Source organism: Actinacidiphila sp. bgisy160, from assembly GCF_965342435.1.
In the GTDB taxonomy this organism is placed as follows: domain Bacteria; phylum Actinomycetota; class Actinomycetes; order Streptomycetales; family Streptomycetaceae; genus Actinacidiphila.
On record NZ_CBDRCM010000003.1, the window covers coordinates 104,568 to 121,112 of the forward strand.

The 16,545-nt window shown below is 73.6% G+C and carries 18 protein-coding genes and 2 tRNA genes; 9 read left to right on the plus strand and 11 right to left on the minus strand.

Going from position 1 to position 16,545, the window contains the following annotated elements:
- Positions 1–8: 8 nt before the first annotated feature.
- Positions 9–332, minus strand: coding sequence for a DUF3618 domain-containing protein (locus ACRWNP_RS04925; RefSeq protein WP_431959688.1), 324 nt, complete (start codon positions 330–332; stop codon positions 9–11).
- A 100-nt stretch (positions 333–432) separates the two neighbouring features.
- Between ACRWNP_RS04925 and bcp the strand changes: the two genes are divergently transcribed.
- A complete protein-coding gene (gene bcp, locus ACRWNP_RS04930; RefSeq protein ID WP_431959689.1) occupies positions 433–900 on the plus strand; it encodes a thioredoxin-dependent thiol peroxidase in 468 nt (155 codons plus the stop codon).
- 22 nt (positions 901–922) lie between these two features.
- Here the strand turns inward: bcp and ACRWNP_RS04935 are convergent, their stop codons facing one another.
- Both ACRWNP_RS04935 and ACRWNP_RS04940 read right to left on the minus strand, forming a co-directional pair.
- On the minus strand, positions 923–1,564 hold the full coding sequence (locus tag ACRWNP_RS04935) for a class F sortase (RefSeq protein ID WP_431959690.1): 642 nt from the start codon (positions 1,562–1,564) through the stop codon (positions 923–925).
- 4 nt (positions 1,565–1,568) lie between these two features.
- Positions 1,569–2,483: a hypothetical protein gene (locus ACRWNP_RS04940; RefSeq protein WP_431959691.1), complete on the minus strand. Its 915-nt coding sequence runs from the start codon at positions 2,481–2,483 to the stop codon at positions 1,569–1,571.
- A gap of 193 nt (positions 2,484–2,676) precedes the next feature.
- Between ACRWNP_RS04940 and ACRWNP_RS04945 the strand changes: the two genes are divergently transcribed.
- The gene (locus ACRWNP_RS04945; protein WP_431959692.1) at positions 2,677–3,456 is read left to right on the plus strand and encodes an HAD-IIA family hydrolase; all 780 of its coding nucleotides are present in this window, start codon (positions 2,677–2,679) and stop codon (positions 3,454–3,456) included.
- Between the two features lie 165 nt (positions 3,457–3,621).
- On the opposite strand, the gene ACRWNP_RS04950 is transcribed toward ACRWNP_RS04945, so the two are convergent.
- Positions 3,622–4,518 carry a hypothetical protein gene (locus ACRWNP_RS04950; RefSeq protein ID WP_431959693.1) on the minus strand — a complete coding sequence of 299 codons (897 nt, stop codon included), beginning with the start codon at positions 4,516–4,518 and terminating at the stop codon, positions 3,622–3,624.
- A gap of 56 nt (positions 4,519–4,574) precedes the next feature.
- Entirely contained in the window at positions 4,575–5,738 is a 1,164-nt protein-coding gene (locus ACRWNP_RS04955) for an ROK family transcriptional regulator (protein WP_431959695.1), read from the minus strand.
- A gap of 48 nt (positions 5,739–5,786) precedes the next feature.
- On the opposite strand from ACRWNP_RS04955, the gene ACRWNP_RS04960 reads away from it, so the two are divergent.
- Positions 5,787–6,857 carry a Gfo/Idh/MocA family oxidoreductase gene (locus ACRWNP_RS04960; RefSeq protein WP_431959696.1) on the plus strand — a complete coding sequence of 357 codons (1,071 nt, stop codon included), beginning with the start codon at positions 5,787–5,789 and terminating at the stop codon, positions 6,855–6,857.
- A gap of 406 nt (positions 6,858–7,263) precedes the next feature.
- Here the strand turns inward: ACRWNP_RS04960 and ACRWNP_RS04965 are convergent, their stop codons facing one another.
- The 5 genes from ACRWNP_RS04965 to ACRWNP_RS04985 form a co-directional block, all read right to left on the minus strand.
- The gene (locus tag ACRWNP_RS04965) at positions 7,264–7,617 is read right to left on the minus strand and encodes an STAS domain-containing protein (RefSeq protein WP_431959697.1); all 354 of its coding nucleotides are present in this window, start codon (positions 7,615–7,617) and stop codon (positions 7,264–7,266) included.
- A gap of 168 nt (positions 7,618–7,785) precedes the next feature.
- Positions 7,786–8,565 carry a GAF and ANTAR domain-containing protein gene (locus ACRWNP_RS04970; protein WP_431959699.1) on the minus strand — a complete coding sequence of 260 codons (780 nt, stop codon included), beginning with the start codon at positions 8,563–8,565 and terminating at the stop codon, positions 7,786–7,788.
- Between the two features lie 494 nt (positions 8,566–9,059).
- On the minus strand, positions 9,060–11,174 hold the full coding sequence (locus tag ACRWNP_RS04975; RefSeq protein ID WP_431959700.1) for a SpoIIE family protein phosphatase: 2,115 nt from the start codon (positions 11,172–11,174) through the stop codon (positions 9,060–9,062).
- A gap of 135 nt (positions 11,175–11,309) precedes the next feature.
- A tRNA-Lys gene (locus ACRWNP_RS04980) sits at positions 11,310–11,382 on the minus strand.
- A complete protein-coding gene (locus ACRWNP_RS04985; RefSeq protein ID WP_431959829.1) occupies positions 11,345–11,668 on the minus strand; it encodes a LuxR C-terminal-related transcriptional regulator in 324 nt (107 codons plus the stop codon). Before ACRWNP_RS04985 ends, ACRWNP_RS04980 begins: the two co-directional genes overlap by 38 nt.
- On the opposite strand from ACRWNP_RS04985, the gene ACRWNP_RS04990 reads away from it, so the two are divergent.
- From ACRWNP_RS04990 to ACRWNP_RS05010, 5 genes are all read left to right on the plus strand, one after another.
- Positions 11,580–11,879 (plus strand): hypothetical protein, encoded by a 300-nt coding sequence (locus ACRWNP_RS04990; protein ID WP_431959701.1) that lies wholly within the window; start codon positions 11,580–11,582, stop codon positions 11,877–11,879. The genes ACRWNP_RS04985 and ACRWNP_RS04990 overlap by 89 nt on opposite strands.
- A 159-nt stretch (positions 11,880–12,038) precedes the next feature.
- Entirely contained in the window at positions 12,039–12,410 is a 372-nt protein-coding gene (locus ACRWNP_RS04995; protein WP_431959702.1) for a hypothetical protein, read from the plus strand.
- Between the two features lie 293 nt (positions 12,411–12,703).
- Positions 12,704–12,850, plus strand: coding sequence for a hypothetical protein (locus ACRWNP_RS05000; RefSeq protein WP_431959703.1), 147 nt, complete (start codon positions 12,704–12,706; stop codon positions 12,848–12,850).
- A 270-nt stretch (positions 12,851–13,120) separates the two neighbouring features.
- On the plus strand, positions 13,121–13,414 hold the full coding sequence (locus ACRWNP_RS05005; RefSeq protein ID WP_431959704.1) for a hypothetical protein: 294 nt from the start codon (positions 13,121–13,123) through the stop codon (positions 13,412–13,414).
- Between the two features lie 70 nt (positions 13,415–13,484).
- Positions 13,485–13,557: transfer RNA gene (locus tag ACRWNP_RS05010), tRNA-Lys, on the plus strand.
- A 74-nt stretch (positions 13,558–13,631) separates the two neighbouring features.
- Here ACRWNP_RS05010 and ACRWNP_RS05015 read toward each other — a convergent pair.
- A complete protein-coding gene (locus tag ACRWNP_RS05015; protein ID WP_431959705.1) occupies positions 13,632–14,387 on the minus strand; it encodes an IclR family transcriptional regulator in 756 nt (251 codons plus the stop codon).
- 622 nt (positions 14,388–15,009) lie between these two features.
- On the opposite strand from ACRWNP_RS05015, the gene ACRWNP_RS05020 reads away from it, so the two are divergent.
- Positions 15,010–16,494 carry an NAD-dependent succinate-semialdehyde dehydrogenase gene (locus ACRWNP_RS05020; RefSeq protein WP_431959707.1) on the plus strand — a complete coding sequence of 495 codons (1,485 nt, stop codon included), beginning with the start codon at positions 15,010–15,012 and terminating at the stop codon, positions 16,492–16,494.
- Positions 16,495–16,545: the final 51 nt, after the last annotated feature.

The window sequence follows — 16,545 nt, forward strand, 5'->3', positions numbered from 1 at the left end:
GTACGACGTTACCGGCGACGCCGGCGCAGTGAGAGCCCGGCCACCACGGCGACCAGCGCCACCGCCGCCACCGCGACCGGCACGATGCGCTCCACGCGCGGCGCGCCGTCCTCCGACACGAAGTGGCCCCGCAGCTCGGTCACACCGCGGTTCACCGCGACGTAGGCACGGCCCGCGGTGCGGTCCACCGCCGAGGCGACCTTCGCCTTGGCGTCGGCCGCGATCGTGCTGGGGTGCACCCGCACCGCGATCTCGTCCAGCGTCGCGGCCAGCGCCTGCCGCTTGAGGGCGATGTCCGCCTCGATCTGAGCAGGGCTCCTGCCATCCGACACTGCTCCGCCTCCATCGTCCTAGTCGACCGGTACCGTGCAGACAGTCTGTCAGCCCGTCCGTGCCGATGCCCGTCGGCACCCCGAATCGGAGAACTGCACCATGAGCGAGCGCCTCCAGCCCGGCGACACCGCCCCCGCCTTCACCCTTCCCGACGCCGACGGCAACGAGGTCTCCCTCGCCGGCCACGCGGGCCGCAAGGTCGTCGTGTACTTCTACCCGGCCGCCCTCACGCCCGGGTGCACCAAGCAGGCCTGCGACTTCACCGACAACCTCGACCTGCTCGCGGGCGCCGGCTACGACGTCATCGGGATCTCGCCCGACAAGCCGGAGAAACTGGCCAAGTTCCGCGAGAAGGAGTCCCTGAAGGTCGCCCTGCTCGCCGACCCCGACAAGTCGGTGCTGAGCGCGTACGGCGCCTTCGGCGAGAAGAAGCTGTACGGCAAGGTGGTGACGGGGGTGATCCGCTCCACCGTCGTCGTCGACGAGCAGGGCAACGTCGAGCACGCCTGGTACAACGTCAAGGCCACCGGCCACGTGGCCAAGCTCATCCGCGACCTCGGAATCTGACACCCCGTCGGGCCTGTGCCGGTCATGCCCGGGTGTGCGAGCCGGTCAGCGCCGCGTACACCACGACGTTAGCCGAGTAGGACTGGGTGGCGTGGTCGAAGGTGCCGCCGCAGGTGATCAGCCGTAGCTCGGGGCGGACCCCCGAGCCGTACACCCGGTCCGGGCGGAAGCCCGTCTTGTCGACGATCTCCACGCCCTCGACGGCGAACTCGGCGATCGAGCCGTCGGAGCGGGTGACCTCCACCAGGTCGCCCTGCCCGACCGTGCTCAGGGCGTAGAACACCGCCGCCTTGGTGCGGGTGTCGACGTGCCCGACGATCAGCGCCGCCCCCGCGTCGCCGGGGGCGGGACCGCGCCCGTACCAGCCCGCCACGTCCGGGGTGCTGAACGGCGGCGGGTCCACCGCGCCGTCGGCGGTGAGCCCGCGCTCCACCAGCTTGGCGTGGATGCCGGCCGAGGGGATGTCGATCCGCAGCGGGCGCGCCGGGGGCAGCGGCGTGTGCGCCGCGTACACCTGGGCGGGCCGCCCGGCGGCCCCCGCGGTCGCGGCGGGCGCGGGGGCGCCCAGTCCGGAGCCCGGCTGGCCCGGGTGGATGTACCCCTTCAGCCACGCCGCGCAGAGCACCACGGCGGCCGCGAGGGCCGCGACGGTACGTCCCTGCACCGGGTCAGTCCCTGGTGCGGCGGCGGTGCACGACCAGCCCCGCCGCCCCTGCCACGGCCAGCACCCCGGCCGCCACGACGCCCGGCACACCCGCCGGCCGCTGCTCCGCGGCGGCCTGGTGGGCCGCCATGGCGCCGCCGCCCGCGGGGACCGGCGCGGACGGGAAGCCGGGGACGGCCTCGGTGACCTCCAGCGTGCCCTCCTGGGACTTGCCGTCGCAGGTGACGGCGACCCGGTAGGAGCCCGGGGTCAGCCCGGAGCGGACCACCGCGGAGGCGTACATCCCGCCGTCGCTCGCCGGGGCGAGCGTGACCGGAGTGACGAACGCCGAGGAGCTGACGGTGCCGGTCTTGGCGCGGTCGCACTGGTCGGTGCGGACGTCCACGTCGCCGCCGGGGCCGGCCGTGCCCGGGGTGATCTTCACCGGGCCGCTGCCCACGCCACCCACGCCCCCGGTGCCGCCGACCCCGCCGACGCCACCGACGCCGCCGCCGTTGTCGTCCGGACTGTTGTCAGGGCCGTCGCCGGGGCCGCTGTCCTGGCGGTTGTCGTCGTCCTGCCCGGAGTTGTCGCGGCCGCTGTTGTCACGGCCGGAGTCCTCGTGGTCGTCGTCGTTGTTGTTCTGCCGGCCGTTGTCGCGCCCGTTGTCATCCTCGCCGTCATCGTCGCTGTCGACGTTCTGCCGGCCGTTGTCCTGGCGGTCGTCGTCGCCCTTCGAGCCGAACTGCAGGAGGGGGTTGTTGCCACCGCCGTCCTCGTCCCCGTCACCCCCTCCGCCGCCTCCGCCGAAATGGAACGTGGTCCCGCTGGATTCGTCCGACCCGTCGTCGGCCAGGGCGGCGGGACCGCAGAACACGATCAGCGTGGCCGCGGCGGCGGCGCACAGGGGAACGCGGGCGGCTCCCATGACAGAGCCCATGATCACAACCTCCACTCAACCGGGCTCAGGTCATCGGATTGGTCGGCCCCGGTGTTTCGAAGGTCCCTTCCCTCGCGGGCCCTCGCATGCGGTGGTGCTCCGGACGGGTCGGGAGGTCGCCCGGACCGGGGAACCAGGGGCGGACCCCGCCCGCGTGTGCACAGCTCACCCGCCCGGACTAGAGTCCGCAGCCATGACAGCGCGCAAGCCCATCGAATCCTGGCTCACCGACATGGACGGCGTCCTCATGCACGAGGGCATCCCGGTGCCCGGCGCGGACGCCTTTATCAAGCGGCTGCGGGACTCGGGCCGCCCGTTCCTCGTCCTGACGAACAACTCGATCTACACCCCCCGCGACCTGGCGGCGCGGCTCAGCCGTATCGGCCTGGACGTGCCGGCGGAGAACATCTGGACCTCGGCGCTGGCCACGGCCCGCTTCCTGGACGACCAGCACCCGGGCGGGACGGCGTACGTCATCGGCGAGGCCGGCCTCACCACGGCCCTGCACGACGCGGGCTACGTGCTGACCGACCACGAGCCCGATTTCGTGATCCTGGGCGAGACCCGGACCTACTCCTTCGAGGCCCTCACAAAGGCCATACGCCTGATCAACGCGGGGTCCCGGTTCATCGCCACCAACCCCGACAACACCGGGCCCTCGCCCGAGGGCGCGCTGCCGGCCACCGGCTCGGTGGCCGCCCTGATCACGAAGGCGACGGGGAAGGACCCGTACTTCGTCGGCAAGCCCAACCCGCTGATGATGCGCACCGGCCTCAACACCATCGGCGCGCACTCGGAGACCTCCGCCATGATCGGCGACCGCATGGACACCGACGTGCTGGCGGGCCTGGAGGCCGGGATGCAGACCTTCCTGGTGCTGACCGGCCTGACCGAGAAGGGCGACATCGACCGCTTCCCGTACCGGCCGACCACCGTCGTGGACTCCATCGCGGACCTCGTCGACCTGGTCTGACGACGGTGCGCCCCCGGCCGCCACACGCCGGGGGCCTTTCACGGTCCCGGGCGGTGCGGCGGCGCCGCGCCGTGAGACGTTCACCGGACGCCCGTCTCGCGGGCCGCGGGAGCCGGTGACCGCGGCGACCTCAGGCATCCCCAGGGGCGGCGGTCCCGCACCGGTTCACCCTCGGCGGCTGAACCGCAGGGCCGCACCGCCCATGACCAGCAGCACCCCGGCGCCCGTGAGCATCAGCGCGGGCGCCCGGTGCCGGTCGCCCGTGGCGGCCAGTCGGGGTGCGGTGCCCGGGGCGGCCTCGTCGCCCTTGCCCGGTACCGTGCCCGGGTCTGTGCCCGGTCCAACATCCGCGGAGGAGTCCGGTGCCGGGGACCCGCCCGGTCGTGCCCCCGGTCCGGTGCCGTCGCCGTCCCCGCCCTCGCCGCCTTCCTGCCGTCCGTGCTCACCGGTCCGGCCGGGGCGCGGGGACTGCGGCCGGGGCGTGGCGTTCCGGGGCGGGACGATGTCGAAGTCGTAGCCGACGGACTCCCCGACCCAGTCGCCGTCCGTGCCGCGGCGCTCCATGATCGTGGCCGACGCCGTGACCGGCCCGGCGGGCGTGGGCGCGGTGAAGCGCAGCCGCAGCGCGATCGTCACCTTGCGGTGCGCGGGCAGCGTGGTTCCGGGCCCGTTCTTGCCGCCCACCACGGCGATGTTCTCGTCGTTGTCCGTGCGCTCGACGGCCACCGGCCGCCACGAGCGGTCCCGGGTGCCCGCGGCTCCCGCGATCGGGGCCGTGGTCCGGTACTCCAGGCGGATCTGATCGGGCGCCAGCTTCCGTGCCCGGTCGACGAAGACGAGGACCGGGTGCACGTCACGCAGCGGCGCGCGCGCGGTGTTCTCCAGTTCCACCCGGAACTCCCGGGGGCCGGCCCCGGCCGCGTAGGTGTGGGGGCCGCCCAGCAGCAGGGCGGTGACCGGGAAGGGTTCCGCGGCCGCCTGGGGGGCCGCCGCCACGACCGCGGCGGCCGCGACGGCCAGAGCGCTGCACCACCTCATGGACAGCGAAGCTCTCACGGTCATCCGCTGATATCACCGCGCGACGCGGCGGCGGCCGGTCCCCGTACCCGTACGGGCGGCTAGCGCACCGCCGTCTGGCCGAAGAGCGGCGCCAGCGCCAGCAGCGCGGCCCCCTCGGCGACCACGCGCCGCCCGGCAGGGGCGACGGTGACGGGCACCGTGCGGCCGGCCGCGCGCAGGGTGCGCGGGTCCATGGCGGCGGCCACCTCGCGCGCGAACAGCGCGGGCTCCGCCAGCACCGTACGGCCACCGAGCACGACCCGGTCGATGTCCAGCAGGGAGACCAGGTTGGCGGCGCCGACCCCGAGCAGCCGCGCGGCCCCCACCGTGTCGCCGCGGCCGACGGCGGCCAGGCACAGCGCCTCCAGGCAGCCCCGGTTGCCGCAGGCGCACACCGGGCCGTCCAGGGCGACCGCCTGGTGGCCGAACTCCCCGGCGCCGGTACGGGCGCCGCGGTGCAGCGCGCCGCCGAGCACGAGGCCCGCGCCGAGCCCGGTCCCCAGGTGCAGATAGCCGAACGAGTCCCCGGCGTCCGCGGCCGGTCCGGCGCCGGCGGCCGCGCCCCCGTCGCCGTCCCCGCCGGGCCGGAGCACGGCGAGCGCCGCCGCGTTGGTGTCCTTGTCCAGCACGACCGGCAGCCCGAGGCGCCCGGCCAGCGCCTCGCGCAACGGGTAGCCGTCCCATCCCGGCAGGCCCGTTACGCGGTGCAGCACCCCCGCGGTGTGGTCGAGCGGGCCCGGGCAGGCGAGCCCTGCGCCGAGCACCGCCCCGTCCGCGCCGGGGGTCGCGCCGACGGTCTCCCGGACCAGTCCCGCCACGGCCTCCAGCACCTCCCCGGCCGGGCGGCGCAGGTCCAGGGGAACCGTCCTGGCGTCCACCACGCCGCCCGCCAGGTCGGCGAGCACCACGGTCAGCTCGTCGCGGTCCAGGTGCACCCCGGCGGCGTACCGGGCGCGGCGCGCCAGCCGCAGCAGGGTGCGGGGCTTGCCGCCGGTGGGGGCGCCGCGGCCGGCCTCGTCGACCAGGCCGTCGGCCCGCAGCCGCGCGGTGATCTTGCTGACGGCCTGAGGGGTGAGCCCGGTGCGCTCGGCCAGTTCGAGACGGCTGATGCCCGCGCCCCCGCCCACCGTCGCCGTCCGCAGCAGACCCAGGACGAGGGCGGCGTTGTGGCTGCGCAGCGCGGGCAGGTTGGCCCCGGAGATTCCCCTGTTCACATCTCCCATTGTCAGGCTCGCTTGCGCTTTGGCAACAGCGTTGCTTAAGTGTGTCCCATGGCTCCCGCACCCCTTCGCGTCGGACTGGTCGGCTACGGTCTGGCCGGCTCGGTCTTCCACGCCCCGCTGATCGCCACCACCGACGGCCTCGTCCTGGACACCGTCGTCACCAGCAACCCGGAGCGCCAGGCGCAGGCCCGCGCCGAGCACCCGGACGTCCGCCTGGCCGACCACGCGGACGAGCTGTGGAAGCGCGCCGGCGAGCTCGACCTGATCGTCGTGGCCTCGCCGAACAAGACCCACGTCCCGTTCGCGACCGCCGCCCTGGAGGCCGGGCTCGCGGTCGTCGTCGACAAGCCGGTGGCCGGCACCGCGGCCGGGGCGCACGCCCTCGCGGACCTCGCCGACGAACGCGGCCTGCTGCTCTCGGTCTTCCAGAACCGCCGCTGGGACAACGACTTCCTCACCCTGCGCGGGCTGCTGGAGCGCGGCGAACTGGGCGAGGTGGGGCGCTTCGAGTCCCGCTTCGAGCGGTGGCGGCCGAGCCTGAAGGGCGGCTGGCGCGAGTCCGGAGACCCCGCCGAGATCGGCGGCCTGCTCTACGACCTCGGCAGCCACCTCGTCGACCAGGCCCTCACCCTCTTCGGGCCCGCCGTCTCCGTGTACGGCGAGCTGGACGCGCGCCGGCCCGGTGCCCAGGTGGACGACGACGCCTTCGTGGCCGTCACCCACGCCGGGGGTGTCCGCTCCCACCTGTGGATGAGTGCCACCACCGGGCAGCTCGGCCCCCGTTTCCGGGTGCTCGGCAGCGCCGCCGGATACGTCAAGCACGGCCTGGACCCGCAGGAGGCCGCGCTGCGCGACGGCGCCCGCCCCGCGCCCGGCACCGCGTGGGGCACCGAGCCGGAGACCGGGTGGGGCGTCCTGGGCGCCGGCGACGACGTACGCCCCGTGCCGACCCTCCCGGGCGACTACCCCGCGTACTACGCCGCCGTCGCCGCCGCCCTGCGCGACGGCACCGCGCCGCCGGTCACCGCGCGCGAGGCCGCAGACGCGCTCGCCGTCCTGGAGGCGGCCGCCGTCTCGGCCCGCGAGGGCCGGACGGTGCGGCTCACGCCGACGGCCTGACCGCACCCCGGGCCTGCCGAGGCGTACAGCGCCCGGCCCGCGGTCCGCTCCTCCTCGGAGCCGCCGGCCGGGCGCTCCTCACCCTCGGGCGCCGGGACCGCGGGAGTGGTCCGGCGCGTCAGGGGGGAGACGGTGGGCCGGCCCGGCCGCCCGGCCCGGGCGGCCGGGCACGGAAGCGCACCGGCGCCGTGCCGTCCGCGGTGGGCTGCCGGCCGCGGCCGGGGTCCGTCAACGCCCGGAGCGGACAGGGACAGCGTGGCGAGGTCGCGAGCTCGGCCATGGCCGGACCAGGTCCTGGAGATGGAGGAAGTCCTTCCGGCGACCGGGGTCCTGGGCCGCCCTGCCAGGCTGGAACACCCGAACGCGGCCAGGCCAGGGCGTGTCGGGGCGCGCGCGTCGGCGCGCGTCAGTCCGCCTGCTCCGGCCAGTCCGGCAGGATGGTGAAGCACCGGGTCAGCCGGGTCGCCCGCAGCGTGCGCAGCGTGAACTCGTCCCGGCACACCAGCCGTACCCGCCCCGCGTGCTCCTCGGCGCGGCGCCGGGCGCGCACCAGCGCCGACAGGCCACTGCAGTCGATGAACTCCACCGGTCGCAGGTCCACCACGATGTCCGGGCGGTCGGCCCCGGTCAGCGCGTCGAGCGCGGCGGACACCCCCGGAGCGGTGAGCGCGTCCACCGCGCCGCCGAGCGTCACCAGGGTGCTGGACCCGTTGGTGCGCCGGTGGATCCGGGGCATGGCGTCTGTGGCGTCGTCGGACATGGGACGTCTCCGGGAACGGGAACCTGGCGAGTGCGGCACGCGGACGGGGAACAGGACGGGACGCCACCGGGGTCCGGGGTGGTGGGGCCCAGCCTATGCCCGACGCGCCGTCACCCGCCCGGCCGAGGAGGAAGCCGAGGAGGACGAGGTGACGTCCCCGCCGCTCTGTCAGCCGCCGGCCTCCCGCAGCGCGCCGGAGTCCACCGTGCCCGTCACGACGCCTTGCGCCAGTTCCGCCAGCCGCACCCGGTGGGTGCGCGCGTACCGACGCAGCGCCGTGAACGCCTCGTCGACACCGACACCCCAGCGCTCCGCCAGCACGCCCTTTGCCTGCTCCAGGACGACCCGGCTGTCCAGCGCCGCCTGCAACTGGGCGGCCAGCACCTCCCGTCGCTGCCGGGCCCGTTCCTGGAGTATCCCGACGGCGGCGGCGTCCGCGAACGCCCGCGCCAGCGCCACGTCCCCGCCCGGGGGATCCCCGGGCACCCCGCGGAACAGGTTCAACGCGCCGATCACCTCCGCCCGGCGCCGCAGCGGCACGGCGTACGTCGCGCGGAAGCCCCGTTCGAGGGCGAGCGGGGCGAAACTCGGCCAGCGGTCGTCGCAGCGTGCCAGGTCCGGGGCGGTGACCACGTCCGAACCCCGGTAGCAGTCCAGGCATGGCCCCTCCTCCGGCTGCCGCCCGAGGAGCTCGCCCGCGCCCCCGCGGCCGGCCGCGGTCCTCAGCCGGCCGCGCCCGTCGTCCAGCAGCAGCCCGGCCGCCGTCACGTCCAGCAGTTCCACGCAGCGGTCGGCCACCCGCTCCAGGAAGACAACCAGGTCGAAGTCGCCGTCCAGGGTGTCGGCAAGTTCCACGAAGACCTCGGCGAGCCGCAGCTCCCGCGCACTGTGCGTCCTTCCGGCCTGTGGGTCGGTCCTGTACTGCGGGGCGCCCGGTGTCGGCGGCATGTGGATGCTCCCCCCGAAGCATGTCGCGCCGCTCTCGCGGCGATATCGGTGCCCCGGGCGCTGCGGCCCCCTGCCCCGAGGCATGCGTGGGCGTTCTGTGGCCTCCAGCTCGCGTGAGGCCGGCTACGACTCGTCAACGACCGGACCACCGTGAGGTAACGCCTGGATCCACCCCCTCGCCCCTGGGGGCCGTCCCCTGGGTACGAAAGAGCCGCCGAAACCGGACCCGTTGGCTCACCGGTAAGGGCGCATGGGTCCGTTCCCCGGATGCCCGTCTTGATCGCAAGGCGTGAAACGAGTTGTTAACCGGCCATGTGAGCGATTTGGTCCGATGGTGGACGGGCCATCAGCAGCAGGACCGCGTCGGAGTCGGCCGCCGACATGCAGCGCACGGCCACCCGCAGCCCGCCGACCCCGGGCCCCCGTGGGGCAGCAGCGCCCGCTGGGCGGCCTCGGCCCCCGAGTGCACGGCTGCGCCCGCGGTCGCCGACGGCTCAGGGTTCGCCCGCCACCTCGTCGTCGGCCGCGGGCGCCCCCATCCGGGCGAGCAGCAAGGCGACATCGTCGTCGGGTGACTGGAGCCCGGCGCTCAGGACGACGTCGCAGGTGTCCTCCAGCGTGCGGTGGCGGCTCTTGAGCTTGAGGACGCGCATCAGCGTGCGCAGCCCCACGTCGATCGCCTGCCGGCGGTCCTCGACCAGCCCGTCGGTGAACAGCGCCAGCAAGGTGCCCTCGGCGAGCTTCCGCTCCACCGTGCGGAAGCGGATCCCGCCGACGCCCAGCGGTACCGCGCTGGGCAGGTCGATCAGCTCGGCGCGGCCGCCGGGCGGCACCAGCACCGGCGGCAGGTGCCCGGCGGTGGAGAACTGGCAGCGGCCCGTGGCGGGGTCGCAGACGGCGTAGACGCAGGTGGCGATGAAGTCGCCCTCTGCGCTGCCGGTGATGCTGTCCAGGTGCGCCAGCACCTCGTGCGGCGGCAGGTCGAGCCGGGCGAAGGCCCGGGTCGCCGTGCGCAGCTGGCCCATGATGGCGGCCGCGTGCAGGCCCTTGCCCATCACGTCCCCGACGATCAGCCCGACCTTGCCGTCCCGCAGCTGCAGGACGTCGTACCAGTCCCCGCCGACCTCCCGGACGGCGGGGATGTAGCGGGCGGAGATCTCCATCCCGTCCACACGCGGCGGCTCGTGCGGCAGCAGGCTGCGCTGGAGGGTGAGCGCGGCGTTGCGCTCGCCGGCGTACAGCCGCGCGTTGTCGATGGAGATGGCGGCCCGGGCGGCCAGCTCCACCGCCAGGGTCCGGTCCTCGTCGTCGAAGGGCTTCTGGTTGCGGGTGCGGAACATCCCGACCGCCCCCAGCACCTCGCCGCGGGCGATGAGCGGCGCGGCGAGGTAGGAATGCGCCCCCGCCCGTTTCAGCTGGGCGGCGGCTCGTTCGTCGCGGGCTATGCGGCGCAGCATGCGGCTGCTCACCCGGTGCACGACCACCGGCTGGCCCTCCCGCACGGTCTTGGTGATCAGCCGGTCGCCGGCGTACCGGGCCAGCTCCCCGACCGGGAAGACGGCGCCGATCGCCTCGCCGGACTCGGCGGCGGCGACGGCCAGCGCCCGGAACTCGGCCGACTGCTGGGCGCGCACCTTGGGCACCGGGCCGCCGCGCAGCACCTCGTCCAGGACGTCGACGGTGGCGATGTCGGCCAGCGTCGGCACCACCACCGAGGCCAGCTCCCGCGCGGTCTGCTGCAGGTCCAGCGTGGTGCCGATCCGGGTGCCGGCCTCGGCGATCACCGCGAGCCGGCCGCGGGCCTCGGCGATCTCCTCGGCGGCCTGGTGGCGCTCGGTGAAGTCCGCGATCGAGGCGGCCAGGCCCAGCACCCGCCCGGTGGGGTCCTGGATCCGGTAGTACGAGATCGACCAGGTGTGGTCGTGCTCCTGGTCGGCGTAGGTACTGACCACCGTCTCCATGTCCAGCAGCGGCTCCCCGGTCTCCAGCACCTGCCGCATCCGGGCCTCGATCGCCCGGAACTCCGAGCCCCGCGAGATCTCGCGCACCCGGCGCCCGATCATGGCGGCCGCGGGCAGGCCGTGCAGCTCCTCCATGGCCCGGTTGACGCGCACGATCCGCAGGTCGGTGTCGAAGACGGCCAGCCCGATGGGGGACTGGTCGACGAGGCTGCTGGACAGCGCCATGTCCGTCTCCACGCGCCGCACCGTGGACAGGTCGGCGCCCAGGCCCAGCGCGTAGAGGCCGCCGTCCACGTCGTGCATGCGCATGTTGCGGAACTCGACGTCCCGGGTCGTGCCGTCGGCGTGCACGATCGGGAACACGCCCTGCCAGATCGCACCCGCCATGACCTGCTTGAACAGCTCGGTGACCAGCTCCAGCTTCTCCGGCGCCACCAGCAGCAGCCCGGCGTTCTGGCCGAGGGCCTCGGCCGCCGAGTAACCGAACAGACGCTCGGCCTCCGGGCTCCACAGCACGATGTGGCCGGTGCGGTCCAGCACCATCGCCGCGACCTGCAGGAGGTCGAGCAGCCCCCCGGGCGGGGCGGCCCCTGGACTCGGCCGGGCCTCCCTGCCCGTGCCGGGCGGCGGCGGATCGTGCGCGCGCATGGCCTCCTCGTGAGCCCTCGCAGAGCTCTCACATCATCGCTAGGGGATATTTTCGCACCGAGTCACCGGGGGCGCCGCCCTTCCCACACAAATGAGCGAGGGCGCCCTTCCCGCAGGAAGGACGCCCTCTCGCTGTGCGCCGCCAGGGACTCGAACCCCGAACCCGCTGATTAAGAGTCAGCTGCTCTGCCAGTTGAGCTAGCGGCGCTCACCGACAGAGAGGATCCTACCTGACCAGCGGGGGTGCTTCCGACCGCGTCCTCCAGGAGTGCCGGATCGTCGTCCAGCCAGCCGAGGCGGACCATTCTCACCCCGGCCTGGAAGCGGCTGTCGGCCCCTATCTGCTGCATCAGCTCGGCCACTATCCGCCGCACCGTCCGGTCGGACAGGCCCAGCTTGCGGCCGATGGCCTCGTCCGTCAGCCCCGACGCGAGCAGCCGGACGACCTCCCGGTGCCGCGCGGCGGGCGCGGCGCCGACGTCGTCGGTGAACAGGTCGGAGGCCGCGGCCCAGCAGTGCTCGAACATCTGCCGCAGCACGGCCACCATGGCGGGGCTGCGCAGGACCATGGCGGAGCCCTCGGCCCCCTCGCCGGCCCGGTCGTCCAGGCCCAGGGCCGGCACGACGGCGAGCGTGTGGTCCACGATGATCAGCTTCATGGGCAGCGTCGCCGCCGTCCGCACTTCGCCGCCGTCGTTGGCGTAGGTCCGCAGGTGGGCGCGGACGTTCGGCACGGCCGCCGCGGTGGCGAGGTAGATCGATCGCTGCCGGACCCCGCGGTTGAACAGTTCGCGATTGCGGTCGTCGGCTTTGAACAGGGGAATCTCCCCCGGCACGGTGGGGTGCATCGAGAGGATCTCGGTCGTGGCGGTGCTGGCCCCCTCGTCGAGGATCGCGGCGATCTGCGCGGGCTGGGCGGCGACTTCGATCCGGGCCTCGGCCAGGTGCCGCATGTGCACCGGCTGGAATTCACCGGCCACTTGGCTGAGCGCGGCGTGCGCGTCCGTGATCGTCCTGACCAGTTCCTCGGTACGGCGCCGGCTGCCCTCGACCAGCTGCGCCATCGCCGTCGCGGGGGAGTGCACCGACCAGCCGCTGCGGGAGGAGGGGAACCTGGTCGTGAGGCCGAAGGACGCGAGCGTGTGCAGGGCGTCGTCGAGTTCGGCGCGGGACCAGCCGGTGAGCGAACAGACGCTTTCCGGTGTCCAGTCGGCGTCGGCCAGCGCCAGGGCGTAGAGTTCCTGCGCCCGGGCGCGCAGAAGGTCGTCGTCGGTCACTGCACGCACCCCCAATGCTTCACGTCACCCCCGGCTTCGATCAGGTTAAGGGGCGGGGCTCGTGTATGGACCCTTCGGGGCCCATCCGGTCCCATGTGTCCGCATAGGGCCATGTCCGAATCCGGAACGCGAAAACTACAGACCAGCGGCTTGTGATCCGACAGAATTCAGTCAGCCGTACGGTTCCTCCAGACCGGAGTAGCGCCCTCGGTCCCGTAAAACCCCAGCTCACACCTCCTGGACAGGCCTGCCATGTCATCGATTCGCCGCAACGTCATTCGTGCCGTAGTGGGTGTCGTCGCCGCCATCTCCTTGGGGCTGATCGGAGCGGCTACAGCTTCCGCACAGCCCATGCCCGGTGACCTCACCTGGGCGGTCGCCAACGACCTCACCTGGTAAATCCGGCGGGCAGACCCCCGAAGACAACAACACCCCCCATATAGCCACACCCCCTCCCCCCACGCTGATGGGCCCGGCATACCTCCCCCCTCTTGCCGGGCCCCTCAGCATGCCCACGCGCGGGGGGCGGCGGGTATCCGCCACGGCGGTTTCACGCCGCACGGAAGCGGTGCGCAAGCGGTTTCCGCGCCGGTGGACCTCCTGTGCATGGCATTCGCCCACCCTCCAAGTGCCCAGAGCGCACGACCTGTTCGGGGTGCCCGCCATGCCGTGCTGACCGCGACCGCCACCGCGTGCGCGCTGGTCGGTGGCACCCTTCTGCTGCCCGCCACGACCGCCGCGGCAGCCCCTGCCCAGGACGGGGCGGCGTCCGTGCCGCGCGCCGTCGACCACGACATCACCCTGGTCGCCGGTGACGTCGTGCACTTCACCGACCGCACCGGTACCGCGCAGGACGCCGTCACCGTGGACCGCCCGAAGGGCGCGACCGGGGGCGTGAAGATCCGGCAGAGCGGCGGCGGCACGGTCGGGCAGGAGATCGTCCGGGCGTTCGGCCTGGGCTGACGGGTCCGGTTCCGCGGTCGGAGGGGGTGGTCACGAGCACCCCCTCCGACCCCGTATGATTGTCCTGAACGCGCCGCTAGCTCAACTGGCAGAGCAGCTGACTCTTAATCAGCGGGTTCGGGGTTCGAGTCCCTGGCGGCGCACAGCATGAGGGCGCCCCTCCTCCGGGAGGGGCGCCCTTCGTGGTGTTCCGGTGTACGGCGCGTGCCGGGCGGCCTCAGATGGCCAGCGACAGCAGCACCGGCGCCGCGCGTTCGTTGAGCGTGTCGGCCGCGCCCTTGAGGCGGTGGGCCTGGGTGACGGGGAGGGAGAGGGCGAGACAGCCGACCGTCTTCCCGACGGTGATCGGGATGGCGGCGCAGACCGTTCCGATCGCGTACTCCTGCAGGTCCAGGGTCGGGGCGCTGGCCGGCTGGCTCTCCAGTTTGGTCAGCAGCACCTTCTCGCTGATCGTGGTCCTGGAGGTGAGCCGTACCGTCTTGTGCCGGGACAGGTGGTCGCGGCGCCCGTTGTGGTCGAGCTGAGTGAGCAGGCACTTGCCGACCGCGCTGGCGTGGGCGGCGGAGCGGAAGTCCACCCACTCGTTGACCTTGGGCGCTTCCGGGCCGTCGGCGAAGTCGATGATCTTGACCTCTCCGTCGTCGTAACGGCTGAAGTAGACGGCTGCTCCGACCTCGTCGCGCAGTGCCGCCAGGATCTTCTTGATCTTCTCGCCGAGCGCCAGGTCGCGGCTGGCGCTGCCGAGCAGGACCAGCGATTCACCGACCGCGTAGCCGCCGCCGGGCAGGGCGTTGAGATAGCGCTCGCGATTGAGCATGGCCAGGAGCTGACCGAGGTAACCGATGGGTACCCCGATCTCGCGGGCGAGCTGCTCGGCGGTGACGCCGTTCCTGTGCTTGTCCACGGTCTCGAGCACGCGAAGCGCGTGCTGGACCGCGTAGACCGGCGCGACCTGTCGGTGCTCAAGCGCCACGGTGTCCCCCTACAGGTGTGACCGTTTGCGTCCTTGCTGTAGCTGCTGGTCACGACTGCCGGGCGCGGCAGGCGTGTCCGGCAGCTGGGCCGCATTCCACGATAGCCTCAATGTGCTTTCCCGTAGAGCCCGTTGGAGCTTTATGTAGGGGGCGGCAGGCGTATACGCAGGAACGGGCCACTCTGGCATATGCCAAAGGCACGGACCAATTTTCCGCGGAGCACGCATTGAGGAATTCCCGGGTCCCGGCATGCTCCGGGGAACCGAGGATCCGCTCCGGCGGACCAGCACCTCCGTCGCGGCGCCCTCGTCGGTGCGGGCCGGCCGGCGCGGCGAGTTCCGGTCGGCGCGCGGGCGTCGATCCGCCCGGCGAGCGGCGCGTCCGCCCTGTCCTACTGCGGCCAGGGACCTCACCGAGGTCAGCGGCCCCCCGGCGCCGACCACGTCGACGGCCGTCAGGGCCGGTATGAGCGCGCCGAAGTCGGTGAGCGTGGGCCGCAGTTCCGGTACGCCGAGTCGGTGACCATGCCAGGGCCGCGCCTCCCCGGCGCAGTGGGGGCATCCATGCGAATCTGGTGGGGTACCCGATGTCCGGAACGTCCGCGGGAGGCAGGGAGCTGCCATGAGCGACAGCACCGAAGGGAACGGCAAGCGCGAGCAGCTGGTCGTGGAGCGGGTGCCGAAGGCACTGCTCGTCGGCGGCCACTGGCGGCCCGCGAGCGACGGGCGCGAGTACGAGGTGGAGGACCCGTCGACCGCGCGACCGCTGTGCGCCGTGCCGGACGCCGGGGCCGAGGACGCCAAGGTGGCGATGGACGCCGCGGCCGACGCGCAGGAGGGATGGGCGGCCACGCCGCCGCGTGACCGCGGGGAGATCCTGCGCCGGGCCTACGAGCTCATCGTGGAGCGGCAGGAGGAACTCGCCCTGCTGATGACCCTGGAGATGGGCAAGCCGGTCGCCGAGTCCCGCGGCGAGATCCTCTATGCCGCCGAGTTCTTCCGCTGGTTCTCCGAGGAGGCGGTGCGGATCGAGGGCGGCTGGCGCACCGCGCCCGACGGCTACGGCCGGATCTGGGTGATGCGCCAGCCCGTGGGCCCGGCGCTGCTGATCACCCCGTGGAACTTCCCCATGGCGATGGGCACCCGCAAGATCGGCCCCGCCGTCGCCGCGGGCTGCACCATGATCGTCAAGCCGGCCCACCAGACGCCGCTGTCCATGCTCGCCCTCGCCGAGATCCTCGGGCAGGCCGGGCTGCCGGACGGCGTGCTGAACGTCCTCACCAGCTCAAGGCCCGCGGAGATCAGCGGCCCCCTGACGGAGGACCCGCGCCTGCGCAAGCTCTCCTTCACCGGCTCCACGGGCGTCGGGCGGAAGCTCATCGAGCTCAGCGCGCGGCAGGTGCTGCGGACCTCCATGGAGCTGGGCGGCAACGCCCCCCTCATCGTCTGCCGTGACGCGGACCTGGAGAAGGCCGTGGAGGGCGCGGCCATCGCCAAGATGCGCAACATCGGCGAGGCCTGCACGGCGGCCAACCGGATCTACGTCCACCGCGACCTGGCCGAGGCCTTCACCGGGCGCCTCGCCGAGAAGCTGGGCTCGATGGTGGTCGGCCGCGGCACCGAGCCCGGCACCCAGGTCGGGCCGCTCATCGACGGCGCCGGCCTGGACAAAGTGGATGGCCTGGTGCGGGACGCCGTCTCGGCCGGGGCCCGCGCGGTCACCGGCGGTGCCCCGCTCGCCGACCGCCCCGGGTACTTCTACCCGCCGACCGTACTGGCCGACGTGCCGCCGGATGCGGCGATGCTCCGGGAGGAGATCTTCGGCCCCGTCGCGCCGGTCGTCACCTTCGAGGACGACGAGGAGGCGATCCGGCTGGCCAACGACACCGTGTTCGGACTGGTCGGCTACGTCTTCACGGAGAGCCTGCGGCGCGGGATCCGCTACGCCGAGGAGCTGGAGACGGGCATGCTCGGTCTGAACAAGGGCGTCGTCTCCACCCCCGCGGCGCCCTTCGGCGGGGTCAAGCAGTCCGGGACCGGCCGCGAGGGCGGCGCCGTGGGGATCGACGAGTACCTGGAGATCAAGTACGTGGCCGTGGACGTCTAGGGTCCGGCCCGAGCGGACCGGGCGGGGCGTGGGCGGGGCCCACGCCACCGG